Source organism: Leptothrix discophora, assembly GCF_030705305.1.
Lineage (GTDB): Bacteria > Pseudomonadota > Gammaproteobacteria > Burkholderiales > Burkholderiaceae_C > Sphaerotilus > Sphaerotilus discophorus.
Map to the genome: position 1 here is coordinate 1 of NZ_JAUZEE010000013.1, position 16,711 is coordinate 16,711.

Annotated in this window: 16 protein-coding genes; all 16 read right to left on the bottom strand. The window is 72.3% G+C overall.

What is annotated here, in order from left to right:
* Positions 1–49: 49 nt before the first annotated feature.
* Entirely contained in the window at positions 50–394 is a 345-nt protein-coding gene (locus tag Q8X39_RS18275) for a YkgJ family cysteine cluster protein (RefSeq protein ID WP_305751131.1), read from the bottom strand.
* A 97-nt stretch (positions 395–491) separates the two neighbouring features.
* Positions 492–953 (bottom strand): MSHA biogenesis protein MshP, encoded by a 462-nt coding sequence (locus Q8X39_RS18280; protein WP_305751132.1) that lies wholly within the window; start codon positions 951–953, stop codon positions 492–494.
* Positions 950–1,852 carry a type II secretion system protein gene (locus tag Q8X39_RS18285; protein WP_305751133.1) on the bottom strand — a complete coding sequence of 301 codons (903 nt, stop codon included), beginning with the start codon at positions 1,850–1,852 and terminating at the stop codon, positions 950–952. Before Q8X39_RS18285 ends, Q8X39_RS18280 begins: the two co-directional genes overlap by 4 nt.
* Positions 1,849–2,337, bottom strand: a complete 489-nt coding sequence (locus Q8X39_RS18290; RefSeq protein ID WP_305751134.1) for a type IV pilus modification PilV family protein — start codon at positions 2,335–2,337, stop codon at positions 1,849–1,851. Before Q8X39_RS18290 ends, Q8X39_RS18285 begins: the two co-directional genes overlap by 4 nt.
* Positions 2,321–2,845, bottom strand: a complete 525-nt coding sequence (locus Q8X39_RS18295) for a pilus assembly FimT family protein (RefSeq protein WP_305751135.1) — start codon at positions 2,843–2,845, stop codon at positions 2,321–2,323. Before Q8X39_RS18295 ends, Q8X39_RS18290 begins: the two co-directional genes overlap by 17 nt.
* 64 nt (positions 2,846–2,909) lie before the next feature.
* On the bottom strand, positions 2,910–6,320 hold the full coding sequence (locus Q8X39_RS18300; RefSeq protein ID WP_305751136.1) for a LamG domain-containing protein: 3,411 nt from the start codon (positions 6,318–6,320) through the stop codon (positions 2,910–2,912).
* Positions 6,321–6,331: 11 nt separating this feature from the next.
* Complete coding sequence (locus Q8X39_RS18305) at positions 6,332–6,739, bottom strand: type II secretion system protein (protein ID WP_305751137.1); 408 nt, start codon at positions 6,737–6,739, stop codon at positions 6,332–6,334.
* A gap of 220 nt (positions 6,740–6,959) precedes the next feature.
* Positions 6,960–8,246 (bottom strand): type II secretion system F family protein, encoded by a 1,287-nt coding sequence (locus Q8X39_RS18310; protein WP_305751138.1) that lies wholly within the window; start codon positions 8,244–8,246, stop codon positions 6,960–6,962.
* 10 nt (positions 8,247–8,256) lie between these two features.
* Positions 8,257–9,984 (bottom strand): GspE/PulE family protein, encoded by a 1,728-nt coding sequence (locus tag Q8X39_RS18315; protein WP_305751139.1) that lies wholly within the window; start codon positions 9,982–9,984, stop codon positions 8,257–8,259.
* Between the two features lie 20 nt (positions 9,985–10,004).
* Positions 10,005–11,810 (bottom strand): pilus (MSHA type) biogenesis protein MshL, encoded by a 1,806-nt coding sequence (mshL, locus tag Q8X39_RS18320; RefSeq protein WP_305751140.1) that lies wholly within the window; start codon positions 11,808–11,810, stop codon positions 10,005–10,007.
* The gene (locus Q8X39_RS18325) at positions 11,810–12,274 is read right to left on the bottom strand and encodes a hypothetical protein (RefSeq protein ID WP_305751141.1); all 465 of its coding nucleotides are present in this window, start codon (positions 12,272–12,274) and stop codon (positions 11,810–11,812) included. The genes mshL and Q8X39_RS18325 overlap by 1 nt, the downstream gene beginning before the upstream one ends.
* Positions 12,271–13,011: a hypothetical protein gene (locus tag Q8X39_RS18330; RefSeq protein ID WP_305751142.1), complete on the bottom strand. Its 741-nt coding sequence runs from the start codon at positions 13,009–13,011 to the stop codon at positions 12,271–12,273. The genes Q8X39_RS18325 and Q8X39_RS18330 overlap by 4 nt, the downstream gene beginning before the upstream one ends.
* 66 nt (positions 13,012–13,077) lie before the next feature.
* The gene (locus Q8X39_RS18335) at positions 13,078–13,767 is read right to left on the bottom strand and encodes a PilN domain-containing protein (protein WP_305751143.1); all 690 of its coding nucleotides are present in this window, start codon (positions 13,765–13,767) and stop codon (positions 13,078–13,080) included.
* Between the two features lie 13 nt (positions 13,768–13,780).
* Positions 13,781–14,800 carry a hypothetical protein gene (locus Q8X39_RS18340; protein ID WP_305751144.1) on the bottom strand — a complete coding sequence of 340 codons (1,020 nt, stop codon included), beginning with the start codon at positions 14,798–14,800 and terminating at the stop codon, positions 13,781–13,783.
* Between the two features lie 191 nt (positions 14,801–14,991).
* A complete protein-coding gene (ftsB, locus tag Q8X39_RS18345) occupies positions 14,992–15,297 on the bottom strand; it encodes a cell division protein FtsB (protein WP_305751145.1) in 306 nt (101 codons plus the stop codon).
* A gap of 12 nt (positions 15,298–15,309) precedes the next feature.
* Positions 15,310–16,593 (bottom strand): phosphopyruvate hydratase, encoded by a 1,284-nt coding sequence (eno, locus tag Q8X39_RS18350; protein WP_305751146.1) that lies wholly within the window; start codon positions 16,591–16,593, stop codon positions 15,310–15,312.
* Positions 16,594–16,711 lie beyond the last annotated feature (118 nt).

The window sequence follows — 16,711 nt, forward strand, 5'->3', positions numbered from 1 at the left end:
TCCAGGTGGGTGCCGATGCTTCACGACACTTGACCTTCAAGACGGTTGCTCAGGCCAGCGGCGCCAGGCCGTGGCGGGCGCGGGCGCGGCTGCAGGCCTCGTCGCCGCGCCCCAGCGGCGCGAGCAGGCCGAACTCGCGGCAGGGGCCGGGACGCCATTCATGGATGCCGCAGCTGGCCTGCACGCCGACCGTGCCGACCAGCGCGGCGCAGCGCGGCCGGGCATGATCGGTGCCGCGCAGGCGGGCGATGTGCTCGGTCAGCTCGACCGCCAGCCCGTCGGGCACGCTGCCGCCGCGCGACTGCAGCTCGTCGCAGGCGAAGTCGACCCGGAAGCTGGCACAGCAGGCGCCGCAGCGCAGGCAGGGGTTCTCGTGGGCGGCGGTCGTGGTCATGGCACGGGACGGGTGGGACAGGTCGTCACGATAGCGGCGTGGTGTCGCGGCGTGGTGATAGCGGCGTGGTGATAGCGGCGTGGGATCGCGGCGTGGTTCAGCGGACGGCGGTCGTCTCGCGCTGGCGCTCGACGTAGCCCTGCTGCGTCGCCATGGCGGCGTCCGGACAGCTGGCGCTGCCGTTGCAGGCGGTCGCCTGGATGCGCCAGACGGTCCGCACGCGCGGCACGCCGGGGCTGCTCTCGCCCTCGTTGTAGCTGCTGCGGCTGCAGGTGACGGTCACGCGCATGCCGGTGTCGGCGCCGAGGTCCAGGGTCTGGCTGCTGCCGCCGGCACCGGTCGTGCAGCCGGTCCAGCTGCCCTTGAGGGCCTGGAACAGGCCCCACTCGACGCCCGCCCGTGCGGCCAGGCCGGCCCGTGCGGCCAGCAGGCTCTGGCTGGCCGCGACCTGCTGGCCCACGCCGAGCCGGACCAGCGCGGCGGCCAGGCTGGCGAGCACCACCAGCACCACGATGGCGGCGATGGCGCCGAAGCCCCGATGCGACTGGCGGCACGTCATGGCGCGTTGGGCACGTGGGCCCCCATGCCGAGGTAGGCGCTCTCGCCGTTGCGCACGATCTCCAGCTCCATCCAGACGAAGCCGCTCTGCTGCGTCGCACCCTGGTTCGGGTCGTGCACGAAGTTGCAGGTCCGCACGCCGCTGGCGACCACCACGCCGCCGCTGGCCGGGCAGCTGGTCGGCACGCTGGCGTTGTAGCCGTAGCCGCTCAGGCGCAGCAGCCGGCCGCGGCCGTTGCCTTGCGCGTCGAGCGTGCCGTCGGCGCCGACGCAGCTGTAGAAGACCGCCTGCTGCGCGGCCGGCACGAGGTAGTAGCGGCCACCGTCGTAGCCGGGCGAGACCTGCAGCGCGTCGATGCCCAGGCGCGCCACGCCGTAGGCGGCGGGCGGGGTCGAGACCGCGCTGACGCGGCTGCGGTCCAGGCCCTCGTAGACATCGTTGCCGTTCTGGTTGTTGATGACGATGGCATCGCCGACCTCGGCCGGCGTGCCACTGGTGCTCAGGGCGTCGAACACGGTGGTGGTCGTGCCGGTGTCGACCCAGGCGCTGCAGTTGGCGCCCGGCGTGCAGCCCACGCCGCTGTCGTTGACGGTGTCGGGGCCGGACCGGTAGCGGCCGCCGCCGCTGGCGGGCAGCAGCTCGAAGCACTGGTTGCCCGGCGTGCGCACCGAGTTCGGCACCGCCCGGCGGACCTCGCGGACCAGCGTCGACAGCGCGATCTCGGCCTCGTCGTGCAATGCGGCGCGGTCGCGGGTGCGGATGTAGCCGTCGATGGCCGGGCGCAGGAAGACGGTCAGGGTCGCGGCCAGCACGCCGGCCACCACCATCACCACGATCATCTCGACCAGCGTGAAGCCGTGCGGGCGCGGCGCCGCGAGGGGTCGGATGGACCGGCTCATGAGGCGTAGTCCGTGCGCCAGGTGCGCAGCACCAGCGGCGCGCTGCCGCTGCGTGTCACGGTGACGGTGATGCGGCGGGCGGTGGTCACGCCGCCGATCGCCACCGCCTCGACCGAGACGCCGACCGAGTAGCCCGCCAGCGCGCCGATCGGCGTGCCGTCGATGCCGCAGATGCGCCCGCTGGTGGCATAGCCGTCGTAGTCGCCGATGTCGTTCCAGGTGTCGCGCGCGCAGGCCGTGGCCGGCGCCGCATTCGCGGCCGCGGCATAGGGCTTGAGCACGATCTCCTCGATCAGCTCCTCGGCGATGGCCTGCATCTGGCGCTGCACCAGCGGGTCGGCCGAGCCGCGCGTGACGGTCGAATAGGCCAGCATCACGCCCGCCAGACCGACGCCGATGACGACCATCGCCAGCACCAGCTCGACCAGGGTCAGGCCGCGAGCTTGGCGACGGGCCGGCCGGCGGGCCTTACTGGACGCGACCATGCAGGCCCTCCACCGTGATCGTGGCGACGTCGCCGGCGCTGAGCGTGTAGCTGCTGGTGGTCGTCGCGGTGGCGCTGCTGGCCACGCCGCCCGAGGGCAGGAAATAGAGCGTGCGCGAGGGGCTGGCGCTGATGCGCCAGCCGCGCGGGGCGGCCAGTGCCAGCGGCTGGCCATCCGGGCCGGGCAGGTCGACGCTGCAATCGGCCGCGCCGAAGCTGGCGGCGATGCGCAGGCGCAGCACCGGCGGGTTGGCGCTGTCGAAGCTGGCGCACACCACGCGCCGATGGCCCCGCGCCAGCGCACGGGCCTGCCGCAGCGTGGCGACCACGCCGTCGCGCCAGGCCTGTCCCTGCACCTGCGTCGACGCCTGCCAGCGCGGCAGCGCGACGACCGCCATCACGCCGATCATCACCAGCACGGCGATCAGTTCGACCAGCGTGTAGCCGCGCCTCGCATGCGGCGCACGCGCGGTCGTGCAGGGGCTGAGGGTCGGACGCAACGTGGCCATGGTGGGGGCGATCGTGCCTCGACCTGCCGGTCGGCCAAGGCCGGAAAAAACGGTCGTCGCGCCCTCAATCCACCTCACGCACCATCAGCGTCTGGCGCGACTCCGGGCTGTAGACGCCGAAGCTGGCGCGGGCCGAGGGGTCGCGGTCGAAGGCGGTGCTGCAGGCGCCGGTGCGCGAGCGCAGCCAGGGCAGGCCGGCGCCGGTGCTGCTGCCGATGGCGCCGAAGGCTCCGCCAGGGCCGGCCACGCAGCTCGCGTCGCTGGTGCTGTGGCCGAGGTTGATGGCGACGTCGACGGTGCCGGTGCCCTTGGGGCTGGGTGGCGCCAGGCGCAGCTTGCCGGTGCCGCCGCCGAGCGTGATCGACTGGACCGCTGCGGTCCAGTTCGTGTTGCCGCCGCGGTGGCTGCGTGGCGTGCCGCGGGCGACGGCCGCCAGCGGCAGCACGGTGCAGGTGTCGTCGCTGGCCGGCACCCAGCTGCGGCCGCTCCAGTATTCGAGCTGCAGCGCCAGGTCCAGCGCCTGGGTGTCGGTGCCGAAGGCGTTGGACAGGCGCAGCCGGCCGCTGCGCAGGGCCATGCCCGGGTCGCTGCCGACACCGCCGACCGGCGCGCTGCTGACGCCGTCGGCATCGCTGCCGCGCAGCACCACGCTGCGGGGGGCGGTCAGCTTGTCGGTGTAGGCATAGGCCGGCGCGCCGCTGCCGCTGAGGCTGGCGACGCCGGCGCGGAAGCTGCTCGCGGCGATCACGCCGTTGACCAGGCCGCCGCCGCCCAGGCCGCCGACCTCGGACAGGCTCACGCGCTGAGCCAGCGTCGGCGTGGTCAGGCCGCTGCCGTCGTAGTTGCGGGTGACGGCACCGGCCGCGTTGAGCGCCTGCAGCGTCACCGCGAAGGGCTGGCCGGCATAGCTCCAGCTGCCGCAGGCCGGCGTGGCCGTCAGCGCCAGGCGCTTCGGGACGAAGCGGCCGATCGCGCCGGCCGTGCCGGTACTGCCCAGCGCGCCCAGGCCGCTGCCCAGGTAGTTGGACAGGGTCGCGGCCAGGTCGATGCGGCCGACCTCGCTCCAGCTCAGGTTGGCGACGCTGGCCTCGCCGTTGGTGAAGCTGGCCGGGCCGGTGCTGAAGATGCCGTCGACCGCGCCGCTGCCGGTCGGCGCGGCGCGCGTGTGGCTGAGGGTGACGCTGGCCGGCGGCGATTCCTTGCCGAACGAGGGCATCACGCTGCCCAGCGCGTTGAGCGCGCGCAAGCGCACCGAGAAGGGTGCGCCAGCGGCGATCGGGCCGGCGGGCAGGTTGTCGATCGCCAGCACCGCCGGCACGGCGATGAAGGTGGTAGCGCCGCTCAGGCCGGCCGCTGCCAGCGCGTCGCCGGCCGGGCCGGTCAGGCCCAGCAGCAGCTCGACCTGGCCGGCGTCGGCGTAGCGCAGCGTGGTGGTCGCGATGCCCTGGGCGTCGAAGGCCAGGTTGACCGACGCGCCGCTGCCGTCGCAGGCGCTGCTGGCGCTGGCCGCCGCGTTCAGCGGCGTGCCGTTGACCAGCAGCGGCTGCGTGCCCCCGGACGGGTTGGCGTAGCGGCAGCGCGCGAGCAGCGGTCGCACCGTGTTGGCCAGCGCCGCGACGCAGACGTTGGCGTTGTCGGCCTTGCGCACGGCCCGCACCGTCAATGGTGTGTCGATGCCGGCGACGTGGTCGCTGGCGTTGACCTGCAGGCCGACATCGGCCGAGGTCCAGGTGCAGGCGGGGCTGCCGAAGTTGCAGGTCGCGTTGTTGCTGGCGCTGGGCAGCACGGTCGAGACACCCAGCGTGGTGGCGCCGGCCACGGGCAGCTGCAGCGGCACGTCGACGCTGGACTGGCCGGCCGGGATGGTGAAGGTCTGCCCCTGGGGCCAGAGGGTCGCCGCATGCGTCGAGCTCAGCTGGCCGCTGGCGCCGGCGGTGCTGGGCATGCGGCAGGCGGCGTCCTCGCAGGCCACCACGGTGATGTTCTCGGGCGAGCAGGTCAGGCCGGTGCCGGTCGCGTGGCGCAGCTCGATGTGGTGCAGCGGCGGCGTGCAGGCATGGATCGGGACCAGGTCCAGCGCGATCTCTGCCACGCCCATCTCGTAGTTCGAGATGCGCAGCTCGTCGAACTGGCCGTTGGCCGAGTTGAAGGTGGTGTTCGACGGCGCCGCGCTGCTGCGGTTGTCGCCGACATAGAGCGAGGCCAGGCTCGCGTCCAGCTCGCCGTTGGTCCGGTTGCTGGCGACGGCCGACTGCACACCGTTGATGTAGAGCCGGACGGTGCTCTGCGTGTTGTTGGTGCCGGGCAGCATGGCCCAGGTCGCGGCGATGTGGGTCCAGGTGCCGGCCGGGATGAGCATGACCGGGCTGGTCGCCGTCAGGGTCGTGCCGCTGCTGTCGCTGACGACGAACTGCAGCGTGCCGGTGGCCGTGCGCTGCAGGTGGAAGGGGCGGCCGGACGACGTTGTCGCGCTCATCAGCATGCCCGGCGTGCCGCTGGCCCAGGCCGTGTTCGACCGGAACCAGAACGACAGCGTGCCCCGGCTACCGATGGCGGTGTCGACGTCCAGCGAGGTGTCGACGGCGCTGATCGTCGTGCCCGTGTTCAGGGGGATGTCGGCCCGCCGGCAGAGACGGCCGTCGTCCTGGACGCTGGCCGAGCCCACGCGCAGGCCGTTGTTGCGGTTGCCGGACGAGTCCCGGACCTCGCCGATGGCGCCGCTCCAGGCGATGACCTCGTCGAAGCGGTACTCGGCCACCCGGGCCGGCTCGCCGCTGGGCCGGTACCAGCGGATGGCCGTGCCGTTGGCGTTGTAGCCGCTGTTGAAGGAGTACTGGGTGTGGTCGTTCGGATCGACCTGCACGCCGATGGTCGCGTTCGAGCCCGAAGCGTTGGCATTGCCGTACTGGAACTTGAACTCGCCGTTCTCGAACAGGATGATCTGGAAGGTGTAGGGGGTGCTGGTGTTGTACTGGTGGACGTTGTTCCAGCTCACCACCACCTGGCGGTTGGGCGCGCTGCCCTTCTGTTCCCAGGTCACGCTGCCGCTGCGGCTGGGGTCCAGGTCAGCCCAGTAGGCCATGAGGACCCGGGTCGTGTCCGTCGCGGGACACCCGCCACCCAACGTGGCCGGCTTGCCGATCGGGAAGGTCGTGTTGTTGTAGGTGCGGTAGAAGCCGGTGTCGGCGCCGAACTGCAGGCCGCCATTGCTGAGCACGCGGACCGAGTTGTAGGCCGTGCCGGCGAAGGTGAACGTGAAGCCGTTGGTGAAGTTCAGCGTCGCGCGGTCGTCGTCACCGGGGTAGATGGAGCAGCCACCGCTCCAGCTGACCGGCTGCGAGGCGCTTTCCCACGCGTAGCTGTCGCTGCGGTAGCTGTAGGTGGCGGCCTGGGCGGTGCTGGCCAGGCAGAGCCCGGCCAGCAGCAGTCCCTGCAGGAGGAACGCGCTCAGGCGATGTCGCCAGGCAGCCGCCATCGCCGCACCGATCAGTTGCCGGCGGCCACGCCGATGAAGGTCTGGCTGTAGGTCGTGGTGCCGACCGTCTTGCTGACCGAGCAGGTGGCGGTGGCGCCGTTGGTGGTGCCGATGTCGGCGCCGGCGGCGGACGCCGAATAGGCGGCGGGCAGGCCGCCCTGCATGAGGCCACCCACGTCGGCGCAGGCGTCGACCGTGGCGCACTTGCCGGCCGTGGCGACGTTGCCGGTCAGCGCGCAGCCGCTGTAGTTGAGGTTCATCGCCGCGCCCGCCGCACCGGCCACGCTGTCGATGGCGGCCTGCTCGGCATCCCCGCGCATGTCGATGAACTTCGGCAGCGCGGTGGCGGCCAGCACGCCGAGGATGACGATGACGACGATCAGCTCGATCATCGTGAAGCCTTGTTGACGCAGTCGCATGGTGTTCTCTCCAGGGTCAGGTATGGGGTGGGGGCGTCCGTTCCGACGACTTCGCCGGGGCGGCTGGAACTGAGCAATCGGTTCGTCCATTTGTGTTTTCGGAGATTCTTCGACCGGCTTGAGCACCCCGATCGCGGGATGTGTCACGGACTGGCCTGCCAGTTCCTGCGCTGGCCGGTGTGGGGCATCCGTGGCGCATCCATGTCGCCTCAACAACGCATCAATGCCGCATCGCCGTCCGGCCGAGGTCCCACACCGGCAGGAAGACGCCCAGCGCGAGCATCAGCACCAGCACGCCCAGCATCACGATCAGGATGGGCTCGATCTGCTGGCTCAGTGTCTTGAGCTCGTACTCGACCTCGCTGGCGTAGAAGCCGGCGACCTCGTCCATCAGCTCGTCGACCGCGCCGGTCTCCTCGCCGACCGCGATCATCTGCAGCACCACCGGCGTGAAGACGTCGGCCGCAGCGGCTGCGCGCAGGATCGAGTCGCCGCGTTCGACCGCGCCGCGCATGCCGTCCAGGCGCCGCGCGATGTGCTGGTTGTCGACCGTCTGCGCGACCACACTGAGGGCCTGCTCGATCGGCACGCCGCTGCGCAGCGCCAGCGCGAAGCTGCGCGCGAAGCGCGCCAGCATGGCCTTGCGCACGATCTTGCCGGCCACCGGCACGTGCAGCAGCGCGGCGTCGATGCGCAGCCGGCCGTCCGGCGTGCGCCGCCAGGCCCGCAGCGCGAAGGCCCCGCCAGCGCCCAGCAGCGCCAGCGCCCAGCCCCAGTCGACCGTGAACTGCGAGGTCGCCATCAGGATGCGGGTGGGCAGCGGCAGGCTCGCGCCGGCCGAGGCGAAGACGCTGGCGAAGGCCGGGATCACCAGCAGGTTGATGACGCCCAGCGCCACCACCATCGCCGCGACCACGAAGGTCGGGTAACGCATGGCAGCCTTGACCTGCTGGCGCAGCGTGTTCTCGAACTCGAGGTGGTGGAACAGGCGCAGGAAGACCTCGTCGAGCCGGCCGGTCATCTCGCCCACCCGAACCAGCGCGACGAAGATCGGGTCGAACACGCGCGCATGGCGGGCCAGCGCCATCGACAGCGCGAGGCCCGATTCGAGGCTCTTGCGGACCTCCAGCAGCACGTCCTTGACGGCCGGGTTGACGGCCGATTCCTGCAGCCCGGCGAGCGCCCGCAGGATCGGCACGCCCGAGCGCAGCAGCGTGTGCAGCTGGCGGCTGAACAGCATCAGGTCGACCGCGCGGACCTGGGGCGCGAACAGCGTCGCGAGCCGCATCGACCCGGGTCGGCCGTGCTCAGGCTTGCCGTTGGCCTTGTCGGCCTTCCTGTCGGTCTTCCTGTCCTGGGTGGCCGCGCCAGCGCCCTGTGCCCGGATGGTCAGCGGCGTGATGCCGCGCCCGCGCAGCAGGTCGGCCGCCTCGGACGCGCTGTTGGCGTCCAGCAGGCCGGAGCTGGCGCCGGCGGCGGCATGCCCGGTCCATGCGTATGACGGCATCGCGGCCTCCTCAATCGCCTTGCAGGTGGCTCACGCGCATGGCCTCGGACAGCGTGGTGCGTCCGGCCATGACCAGCTCGGCAGCGGCGCGGCCGAGCGTGTGGCCGGCCATCTGGCGGCGGCCGGCGGCGCTGAAGGCGGCCGGGTCGCCGTGGTTGATCGCCTCGACCAGCTCGGGCGTCATCTCGATGAACTCGTGCACGCCGGTGCGGCCGCTGTAGCCGGTGTGGCTGCACTCGTTGCAGCCGCGGCCCTGGCGCACCTGGGCGGTGTCCAGGCGCGCGCCGGCCGGCAGGTGGGACGCGAGCCAGGCGGCTTCCTGCGCGTCCGGCGCATGCGGCTCGGCGCAGTGCGTGCAGACGGTGCGGACCAGGCGCTGTGCCAGCACCATCTGCAGTGACAGCGCGACCATGTAGCGCGGCACGCCCATGTCGATCAGCCGCAGCGGCGTGGACAGCGCGTCGTTGGTGTGCAGCGTGGACAGCACCAGGTGGCCGGTCAGCGCGGCGCGCATGCCGATCTCGGCGGTGGTCTGGTCACGCATCTCGCCGACCAGGATCACGTCCGGGTCCTGGCGCAGCGCGGCGCGCAGCACGCGGTCGAAGCCCAGCTCGATCTTCTCGTGCACCTGCACCTGGTTCAGGCCGGGCAGGCGGTACTCGACCGGATCCTCGACCGTGATGATCTTGCGCTCGCTGCTGTTGAGCGCGTTCAGTGCGGCGTACAGCGTGGTGGTCTTGCCGCTGCCGGTCGGGCCGGTCACCAGCAGCATGCCGTGCGGCCGGGCGATCGAGCGCCGCAGCGCCTTCACGACCCGCTCGGGCATGCCCATCGACTCCATGGCCAGCAGGCCGTTGGACGGGTTGAGCAGCCGCATCACGACCGACTCGCCGTGCTGGGTCGGCATGGTGGAGATGCGCACGTCCAGCGCGCCGCCGCGCAGCGTGACCGCGAAGCGGCCGTCCTGCGGCAGGCGCTTCTCAGAGATGTCCAGGCCCGACATCAGCTTCAGGCGCAGCGCGACCGCGCCGGCGATGCGCGCATCGGCCTCGGTCTGCACATGCAGCACGCCGTCGATGCGGAAGCGGATGCGCAGCGAGCCGGCTTGCGGCTCGATGTGGATGTCGGAGGCGCGCACCCGCAGCGCCTCGTCGAAGACGGAATACAGCAGGCGCACGACCGGTGCGTCCTCGGTGCTTGCGGTGCCCAGGCCCAGCAGCTCACCGAGGTTGCCGGCCAGGCCGTTCTCGACGCTGTTCAGCTCGGTGGTCAGCTCGCGCGCCAGGCCGGCGATGGCCTCGGTGTTGCGGTAGCTGCGCTCGATCGCGGCCATCAGCTGGCCCTCGGCCAGCACGACCAGCTCGAACTCGCGCTTGAGCAGCCGCGCCACCTCGTCGTAGGCGGCCATGTCGGTCGGATCGGCCATGGCCACGCGCAGGCTGCCGGCGTTGTCCTCGATCACCAGCGCGCGCAGCCGGCGGGCCTGGACCTCGGGCAGCAGCCGCGCGATCTCCGGCCGGATCGAGCGCTGGCCCAGGTCGACGAAGGGCACGCGCAGCTGGCCGGCCAGCGCCCGCGCGATCTGGCCTTCGTTGACCCAGCCGTTGTCGATGAAGACGCGGCCGAGCTTGCGCCCGGTCGACTTCTGCGCGGCCAGCGCCTCGTCGAGCTGGGCCGGCGTGATCAGGCCCTGCTGGACCAGCAGGTCGCCCAGGCGGATGCGTTCGGGACGGGGCATGGTGCGGTTCCCGGTGGGCCTCAGCGGGCGGCCGGCTGCGGCGCGGCCGTGCCGTCGATCACCAGCGCGGCCCGCGCGGGGGCGGGGCGGGCATCGGCACCTGGCGCGGACATGTCATTGGCCTTGTCGTTGGCCTTTTCGTTGGCCTTTTCCGGCCACGGTTGCAGCCGGCTGGTCGGCTGGGTCGTGTCGGCCTCGGGCCAGGCGCTGCCGTCGCGCACGACGGTCGGCTTGATCAGGATGACCAGCTCGCGCTTGCGCACCGAGGTGGTCTTCTGCCGGAACAGCCCGCCGACGACCGGCAGCTCGCCCAGGCCGGGCAGGGCGGTGCTGTCCTCGTGGCGCTCCTGGCTCATCAGGCCGCCGATGGCCGCGATCTCGCCGTCGCGCAGGCGCACGATGCTGTCGGTCTCGTTGACCGCGCTGCTGGCCAGCGGCAGCTGGTAGCTGCCCAGCGAGCCGAGGTTGATGGCCTTCTGCTTCTCGGTCACCGTGCTGATGGCCGGATGCACGTGCAGCATCACCTGGCCGTCCTCGCCGATCTGCGGCGTGACGTCCAGCGAGATGCCCGAGAAGAACGGCTGCAGCACCACCGACGGCGTCGTCGTGCTGGTGCTGCCGGTGCTGGTCGTGGTCGATGAGACGCCGGTGACGTAGAGCTCGTCGCTGCCGACCTTGAGGACGGCCTTCTGGTTGTTGAGCGTGGCGATGCGCGGACTCGACAGCACCTGCACCTTGCCCTGGCCTTCGAGGAAGCTCAGCAGCGCGGCGAAGTGGGTCGACTGGAAGGCCAGACCGTAGAAGGGCGCGGTCGCATTGCCGGAGACGAGGTTGCTGCCCGGCGTCACCTGGCTGCCGTTGAGGTTGAGCGCGCCGCTGGCGGCCAGCGTCACGCCTGGCTGGGCCATGCCCACACTGATCGCGCCGCCCAGCGCGCGGCCGAAGGCGGCCCAGTTGATGCCCGTCTGGCTGCTTTCGCCCAGCTCGACCTCGAGGATCTTGGCTTCGAGCATCACCTGCCGCTCGATGCTGACCTGCACCGCCTGCAGGTAGGACTCGACCTGGCGCAGCTCGGCCGGCGTCGCCCGCACGACCACCACGCCGGCGGCCGGGTTGAGCACCAGGCTGCGGCGCAGCGGTGCGGCACCGGGCGTGGCCGGTTGGGCGCCGCCGGTGTTGTCCGCGCCGTTCTCGTCCAGCCCGAGCAGGGCCTGCAGCGACGCCTTCACGTCGCGCCAGAAGTCGGCATCGGAGCTGGTGCGCACATAGGCGCTGTCGTCGTTGCGGCCGCCGTGGCCACCGCTGGCCGAGCCGCCGCTGCCGCCGCCGGCATAGCTGCCGCTGGCGTTGCCGCTGCTGCCGCCGTTGCCGCTGTTGCCGCTGTTGCCATTGCCTGCGCCACTGCCGGTGATCGATGCCGAGCTGACCCGCAGGTCGCTGGTGCCCTGGCGGCGGCCGGGCAGGTAGTTGATGCGGAACAGCCGCGTCTGCGCGGTGTTGGGCAGCACGTGCACGCGCTTGCCGCTGATGCGGATCTCGTAGCCGTACAGCTCGCGCAGCGTCTCCAGCGCCTCCGGCACGGTGGTGCCGCGCAGGTTGAGCGTGACGCTGCCGGCCACCTCCGGGCTGACCATGACCTGCCAGTCGCTGCCCATGCCCAGCTGCATGAAGACCTGGGCGGCCGGGGCCTGGTTCAGGGCCAGGTCGAAACGGGCTTCGGCGGCACGCGCCGGTGCCAGCGGCGACAGGGCCAGGGCGGCGGCGAGCAGGGTGGCGGGCAGGGTGGTGGGCAGGGTGCAGCGCGCAGGGGCGGTCGGTCGGGGCATCACGGTTCCTTGTGCGGGCGGGCGTCGCCCAGCAGCGGCAGCCACAGCGTGGCGGTGTCGGGGGTGGCGCGGCGCAGCAGCACGCCGTCGTCGCCGATGCGCTCGACGCGCCAGTCGGTGCCGAGGCTCTGGCCGGTGGTCAGCACGACGCCGTCCAGCATGGCGCTGCGCGGGCCGCCGTCGGGCGACATCAGCGCCTGCAGGCGGGGCGGTGGCACGACGCGGGCCGGTGCGCGCGCGGTGCTGGCGCCTGCGCGCGGGACCGGATTCGGTGTCAGGCCAGCCGGGCCGGCCGGCGCGGCCGGTGTGGCCGTCAGCGATCGGGCCGTGCCCATCGGCCGGGTCGGATCGGGCAGCGACTGCGCCGGCAGCGGCAGCGGGACCAGCCCGGCCAGGGCGAGGCCCAGGGCCAGCGCGGCGGCGCGTGGCGGTCGTTGCAGTCGTGGCAGGTGTTGGTTCGTCACAGCGCGACCCATCCGGCTTGCGGGCTCAAGGTGTAGACGCGCAGCGTCAGCACGGCCCGCGGGTGTTGTTCGACGTGCAGCTGCAGGCTGCCCCACAGCAGCTTCTGCGGCAGGGCTTCGAGCGCCTGCAGGTAGGCCAGCAGCTCGGGGTAGCTGCCCTCGACGCGGATCTCGACGCCGTGGCGGTAGAGCGTGGGGCGGTCGGCGGATGAGGGCGCAGATGCGGATGCGGATGCGGGTGCGGGTGCGGGTGCGGGTGCGGGGTTCGCGGCGCCGGGTGCGACGCGCGCCTCCGCGCCGACCGGCGTCTGTCCCAGCGACTGCAGCGTGCGCACGCGCAGGCCGTGGCGCCGGCCGATCAGCTCGCCCAGCAGGGTCGGCATCTGCTGCGCGTCGACGAGTTCACGGGTGCCGCTGGCGAGCGGCTGGGCCAGCGTCGCCTCCAGCGTGGCCACCTCCGCCTGCATGCGGCCGAGGTCGGCGGCATGCTGGCCTTCCAGCGTGGCCTGGTCGGCCTGCAGGCGCTGCAGGCCGGTGTCGAGCGCCTGGCGCTGCTGGCGCAGGTCCTGCCAGCCCTGCCAGGCAGGGTCCAGCCACAGCGCATGGGCCAGACCGAGCAGCAGCACGGCGGCGCTGGCGATCAGCAGCACGCGTTCGCGCGGTGCGCGGGCATCGAAGGCCCGGGCGGTCTGGCGCCAGAGGGCCTGTGCGCGGGCGGTGGATGGGTCGGCTTCCATGGGTGGCAAGGGCTGGGGTTCGGGGGGCGGGGTGTTCGCGGTGTTCTCGGTGTAGGGGGGCGCGGCTCAGGGCCGGGCCACGGGCTGGGGCAGGCCGGCCGATCCGGTGGCGATCGGCAGCAGCGTGCTGCGCAGCAGGAATTCGGTCAGGCCAGCGGCTTCGGGCTCGGCGCCTTCGGCATCGAGCCGGCGCAGCTGCAACTGGGCGAAGGCGCGGCCCTGCAGCAGCGGTTCGCGCCGCAGCCGTTCGAGGTAGCCGGGCAGCGCGGCCGGGTCGGCCATGCGGCCGGTCAGCTCGATGGCCTGGCCGTCCGGGGCGACCGTCACGCCGGTCAGCCACACGGCGGGGTCGGCCTGACGGGCCAGTGCCAGCAGCAACGCCGCATGGCCTGTACCCCGACCGGCCTGGCCGCCGGCGATGACCTGGCGGACCTGCTGGCGTGCGGCTTCCTCGCGCTTGAGCTGCTGCCAGCGCTCGCGCAGGGCATGGCCGGTGTCGTGGGCCGGGCCGGTGGGGTCGCCCTGCCCGTCACCGCCGGCCAGGCGTTGCTGCGTCTGTTCGCGCTGCTGTGCCAGGCTGGCCTGCAGCGCCGTCATGGCCTCGCGCTCCTGCCGATCCAGCCACGCCAGCAACGGCACGGCGGCCAGGCACAGCAGGGCGAGCAGCGCCAGCAGCACGACGCCGTGCTGCAGCGTGGCCCAGGGCCGCTGGCGACGCAGGTCGGCGCTGAACAGGTTGAGGTGCTGGGTGCTCACGTCGGCTTCCGTCTCATTCGGGGCGCAGCGCCGCGCCGATCGCGCACAGGTAGCGCGCCTGCTCGGCCGGGTCGGCCAGCGCCGGCACCGACGCGAGGTCGACGTGCCGGGCCAGATCGAAGGGCTGCACCGGCAGGTCGACCAGGCCGCCGAGGTGCGCGATGAAGCCGCTCGCATGGCCCGGGCAGACCGCCAGCCGGCCGATGCCGACGCGGTTGAACAGGCGCTCGCAGTGGTCCAGCGTGCGCAGGATCTCCAGCGCGGCGCGGTCCCAGGCGGCGGTGGGGTCGGGGGTGTCGTGGGGCATGCTGCCGGCGTCGCGCAGCGCGAAGTCCAGGCCGCCGTCCGGCTCGCCCGATGCCGGCCGGGCCGGCGGCCGCGACGTCGCCGGGGTCGGCTCGACCTGGGCCAGCGTCAGCTCGATCGGGCGGGCCATCAGCAGCTCGCCCATCGCGGTGATCACCAGCGTGCCGTGCTGTTCGCCCAGCCACAGCAGGGCCAGGCCGCGCGGGCCGTCCTCGGCCAGCGTGCAGAGGTTGCGCAGGGCGGTGTCGGGCAGGTCGATCGCCTGCCAGGGCATGCGCGCGTTGTCGCCGGCCTGCACCACCGCTTCGAGCGCCTGACGTGGCGCGATCGCGGCCAGCAGGCCGGCGCGGCCGCGCTGGCTGGCGTCGGCGGGGACTTCCAGCAGGTCGATGCCGGCATCCTCGACGGCGAAGTCGACCATGTCCTTGAGCTGCCAGCGCACCGCATCGCGCCAGGACTCGCGCGGCACGTCCGGCGCGTCCAGCGGCAGCAGCTGGTACTGGTCACGCCGCAGCAGCGCGACGCTGCGCAAGCCGCGCAGCGCCGGTTCGCGCCGCAGCTGCGCCAGAGCGCCGGCCGGCTCGCGCCAGCCGACGCTGCCGGCCCAGCGCAGCTGCGGCCGCAGCTCGCCCGGCGGCCACACGACATGCGCCGCCCGGGCCTGTTCTCCCGCCGGCGCGACGGCCAGCCAACCTGGCTGCTGGCGCTTGACGGAACGACGGAACATGGCGGACTCCCGGTGGTGATGGAGCCGATGTTGCGTTCGCCCGAATGCGGGCCAAGCTGAAAAAAACGAGGAAAAACAGGGCTGTCTTGGAGGCGGCGGGGCTCAGGCCGCATCAGCGGTCGGGCCGTCCCTCGCCCATGAAAAAGGACGCCCTCGGGCGTCCTTCGTGGTGAGCGGGTGGGGCGCGCCGGTCAGCGCGTCGCCGCGTGGCGGTACTGCACCAGCAGCTCGTCCGGGCGGATCATGCCGTGCTCCCAGCGGGCGCGTTCCTCGATCGTCTCGAGGCCGTCGCGCAGGTCGGCGACCTCAGCCGTGAGGCGCTCGTTGCGCAGGCGGGCGTCGGTGTTGCGGTCGTGCTGTTCGGCCACCAGGTGATCCAGCTCGCGCACGCGCGGCATGCCGCTGCGGCCGAACCAGAGTTCCAGGTGGACGAGTCCGAGCAGAACCACCAGCACCAGCGTCACGCCGCGCATGCCGAGCACCTCCGGGCGGGTCACGATCGGTCTGCCTCAGCGCAGGTTGTAGAAGGCCGCGCGGCCCGGGTAGACCGCCACGTCGCCCAGGTCTTCCTCGATGCGCAGCAGCTGGTTGTACTTGGCCATGCGGTCGCTGCGGCTCATCGAGCCGGTCTTGATCTGGCCGGCGTTGGTCGCCACGGCGATGTCGGCGATGGTGCTGTCCTCGGTCTCGCCCGAGCGGTGGCTGATCACGGCGGTGTAGCCGGCGCGCTTGGCCATCTCGATCGCGGCGAAGGTCTCGCTGAGCGTGCCGATCTGGTTGATCTTGATGAGGATCGAGTTGGCGATGCCCTTGTCGATGCCTTCCTTCAGGATCTTGGTGTTGGTGACGAACAGGTCGTCGCCCACGATCTGGACGTTCTTGCCGAGGCGGTCGGTCAGCAGCTTCCAGCCGTCCCAGTCGCCTTCGGCCATGCCGTCCTCGATCGAGATGATCGGGTACTTGTCGACCCAGGCGGCCAGCATGTCGGTCCATTCCTGGGCCGTCAGCGACATGCCTTCGCCTTCGAGGTGGTACTTGCCGTCCTTGTAGAACTCGCTGGCGGCGCAGTCCAGGCCCAGGGCGATCTGCTCGCCGGCCCGGTAGCCGGCCTTGTCGATGGCTTCGAGGATCAGCTGGATGGCGGCCTCGTGGCTGGCCACGCTCGGGGCGAAGCCGCCCTCGTCGCCCACCGCCGTGCTGATGCCCTTGTCGTGCAGGATCTTCTTGAGCGCGTGGAAGACCTCGGCGCCCCAGCGCACCGCCTCGCGGAAGCTCGGCGCGCCCACGGGGATGATCATCATTTCCTGCAGGTCGAGGCTGTTGTTGGCGTGCGCGCCACCGTTGATGACGTTCATCATCGGCACGGGCAGCTGGACGGCCGACATGCCGCCGAAGTAGCGGTACAGCGGCAGGCCGGATTCCTCGGCCGCGGCGCGCGCCACGGCCATCGACACGGCCAGCATCGCGTTGGCGCCCAGGCGGCCCTTGTTGTCGGTGCCGTCGAGGTCGATCAGGGTCTTGTCCAGGAAGCTCTGCTCGGCGGCGTCCAGGCCCAGCACGGCTTCGCTGATCTCGGTGTTGATGTTCTGGACCGCCTTGAGCACGCCCTTGCCGAGGTAGCGGCTCTTGTCGCCGTCGCGCAGCTCGATGGCCTCGCGGCTGCCGGTCGAGGCGCCGCTCGGAACGGCGGCGCGGCCCATCACGCCGCTTTCCAGCAGCACGTCGCATTCGACGGTGGGGTTGCCGCGGCTGTCGAGGATCTCGCGGCCGACGATGTCGACGATGGCACTCATGTGTGTTCTCCGTGGATCAAGGGTGGTATGGGGTGTTGGGCTCGTGGCTCAGCGCGCGCAGCATGCCGCAATCCGGTTTCGCCGGGGCCTCAAGCTGAGGGGCGCTCGCACGGCGGGG

Bases quoted from the DNA above. Each gene is read 5' to 3' on its own strand.
- Q8X39_RS18275 (WP_305751131.1), bottom strand. From the start codon at position 394: ATGACCACGACCGCCGCCCACGAGAACCCCTGCCTGCGCTGCGGCGCC.
- Q8X39_RS18280 (WP_305751132.1), bottom strand. From the start codon at position 953: ATGACGTGCCGCCAGTCGCATCGGGGCTTCGGCGCCATCGCCGCCATC.
- Q8X39_RS18285 (WP_305751133.1), bottom strand. From the start codon at position 1,852: ATGAGCCGGTCCATCCGACCCCTCGCGGCGCCGCGCCCGCACGGCTTC.
- Q8X39_RS18290 (WP_305751134.1), bottom strand. From the start codon at position 2,337: ATGGTCGCGTCCAGTAAGGCCCGCCGGCCGGCCCGTCGCCAAGCTCGC.
- Q8X39_RS18295 (WP_305751135.1), bottom strand. From the start codon at position 2,845: ATGGCCACGTTGCGTCCGACCCTCAGCCCCTGCACGACCGCGCGTGCG.
- Q8X39_RS18300 (WP_305751136.1), bottom strand. From the start codon at position 6,320: ATGGCGGCTGCCTGGCGACATCGCCTGAGCGCGTTCCTCCTGCAGGGA.
- Q8X39_RS18305 (WP_305751137.1), bottom strand. From the start codon at position 6,739: ATGCGACTGCGTCAACAAGGCTTCACGATGATCGAGCTGATCGTCGTC.
- Q8X39_RS18310 (WP_305751138.1), bottom strand. From the start codon at position 8,246: ATGCCGTCATACGCATGGACCGGGCATGCCGCCGCCGGCGCCAGCTCC.
- Q8X39_RS18315 (WP_305751139.1), bottom strand. From the start codon at position 9,984: ATGCCCCGTCCCGAACGCATCCGCCTGGGCGACCTGCTGGTCCAGCAG.
- mshL (WP_305751140.1), bottom strand. From the start codon at position 11,810: ATGCCCCGACCGACCGCCCCTGCGCGCTGCACCCTGCCCACCACCCTG.
- Q8X39_RS18330 (WP_305751142.1), bottom strand. From the start codon at position 13,011: ATGGAAGCCGACCCATCCACCGCCCGCGCACAGGCCCTCTGGCGCCAG.
- Q8X39_RS18340 (WP_305751144.1), bottom strand. From the start codon at position 14,800: ATGTTCCGTCGTTCCGTCAAGCGCCAGCAGCCAGGTTGGCTGGCCGTC.
- eno (WP_305751146.1), bottom strand. From the start codon at position 16,593: ATGAGTGCCATCGTCGACATCGTCGGCCGCGAGATCCTCGACAGCCGC.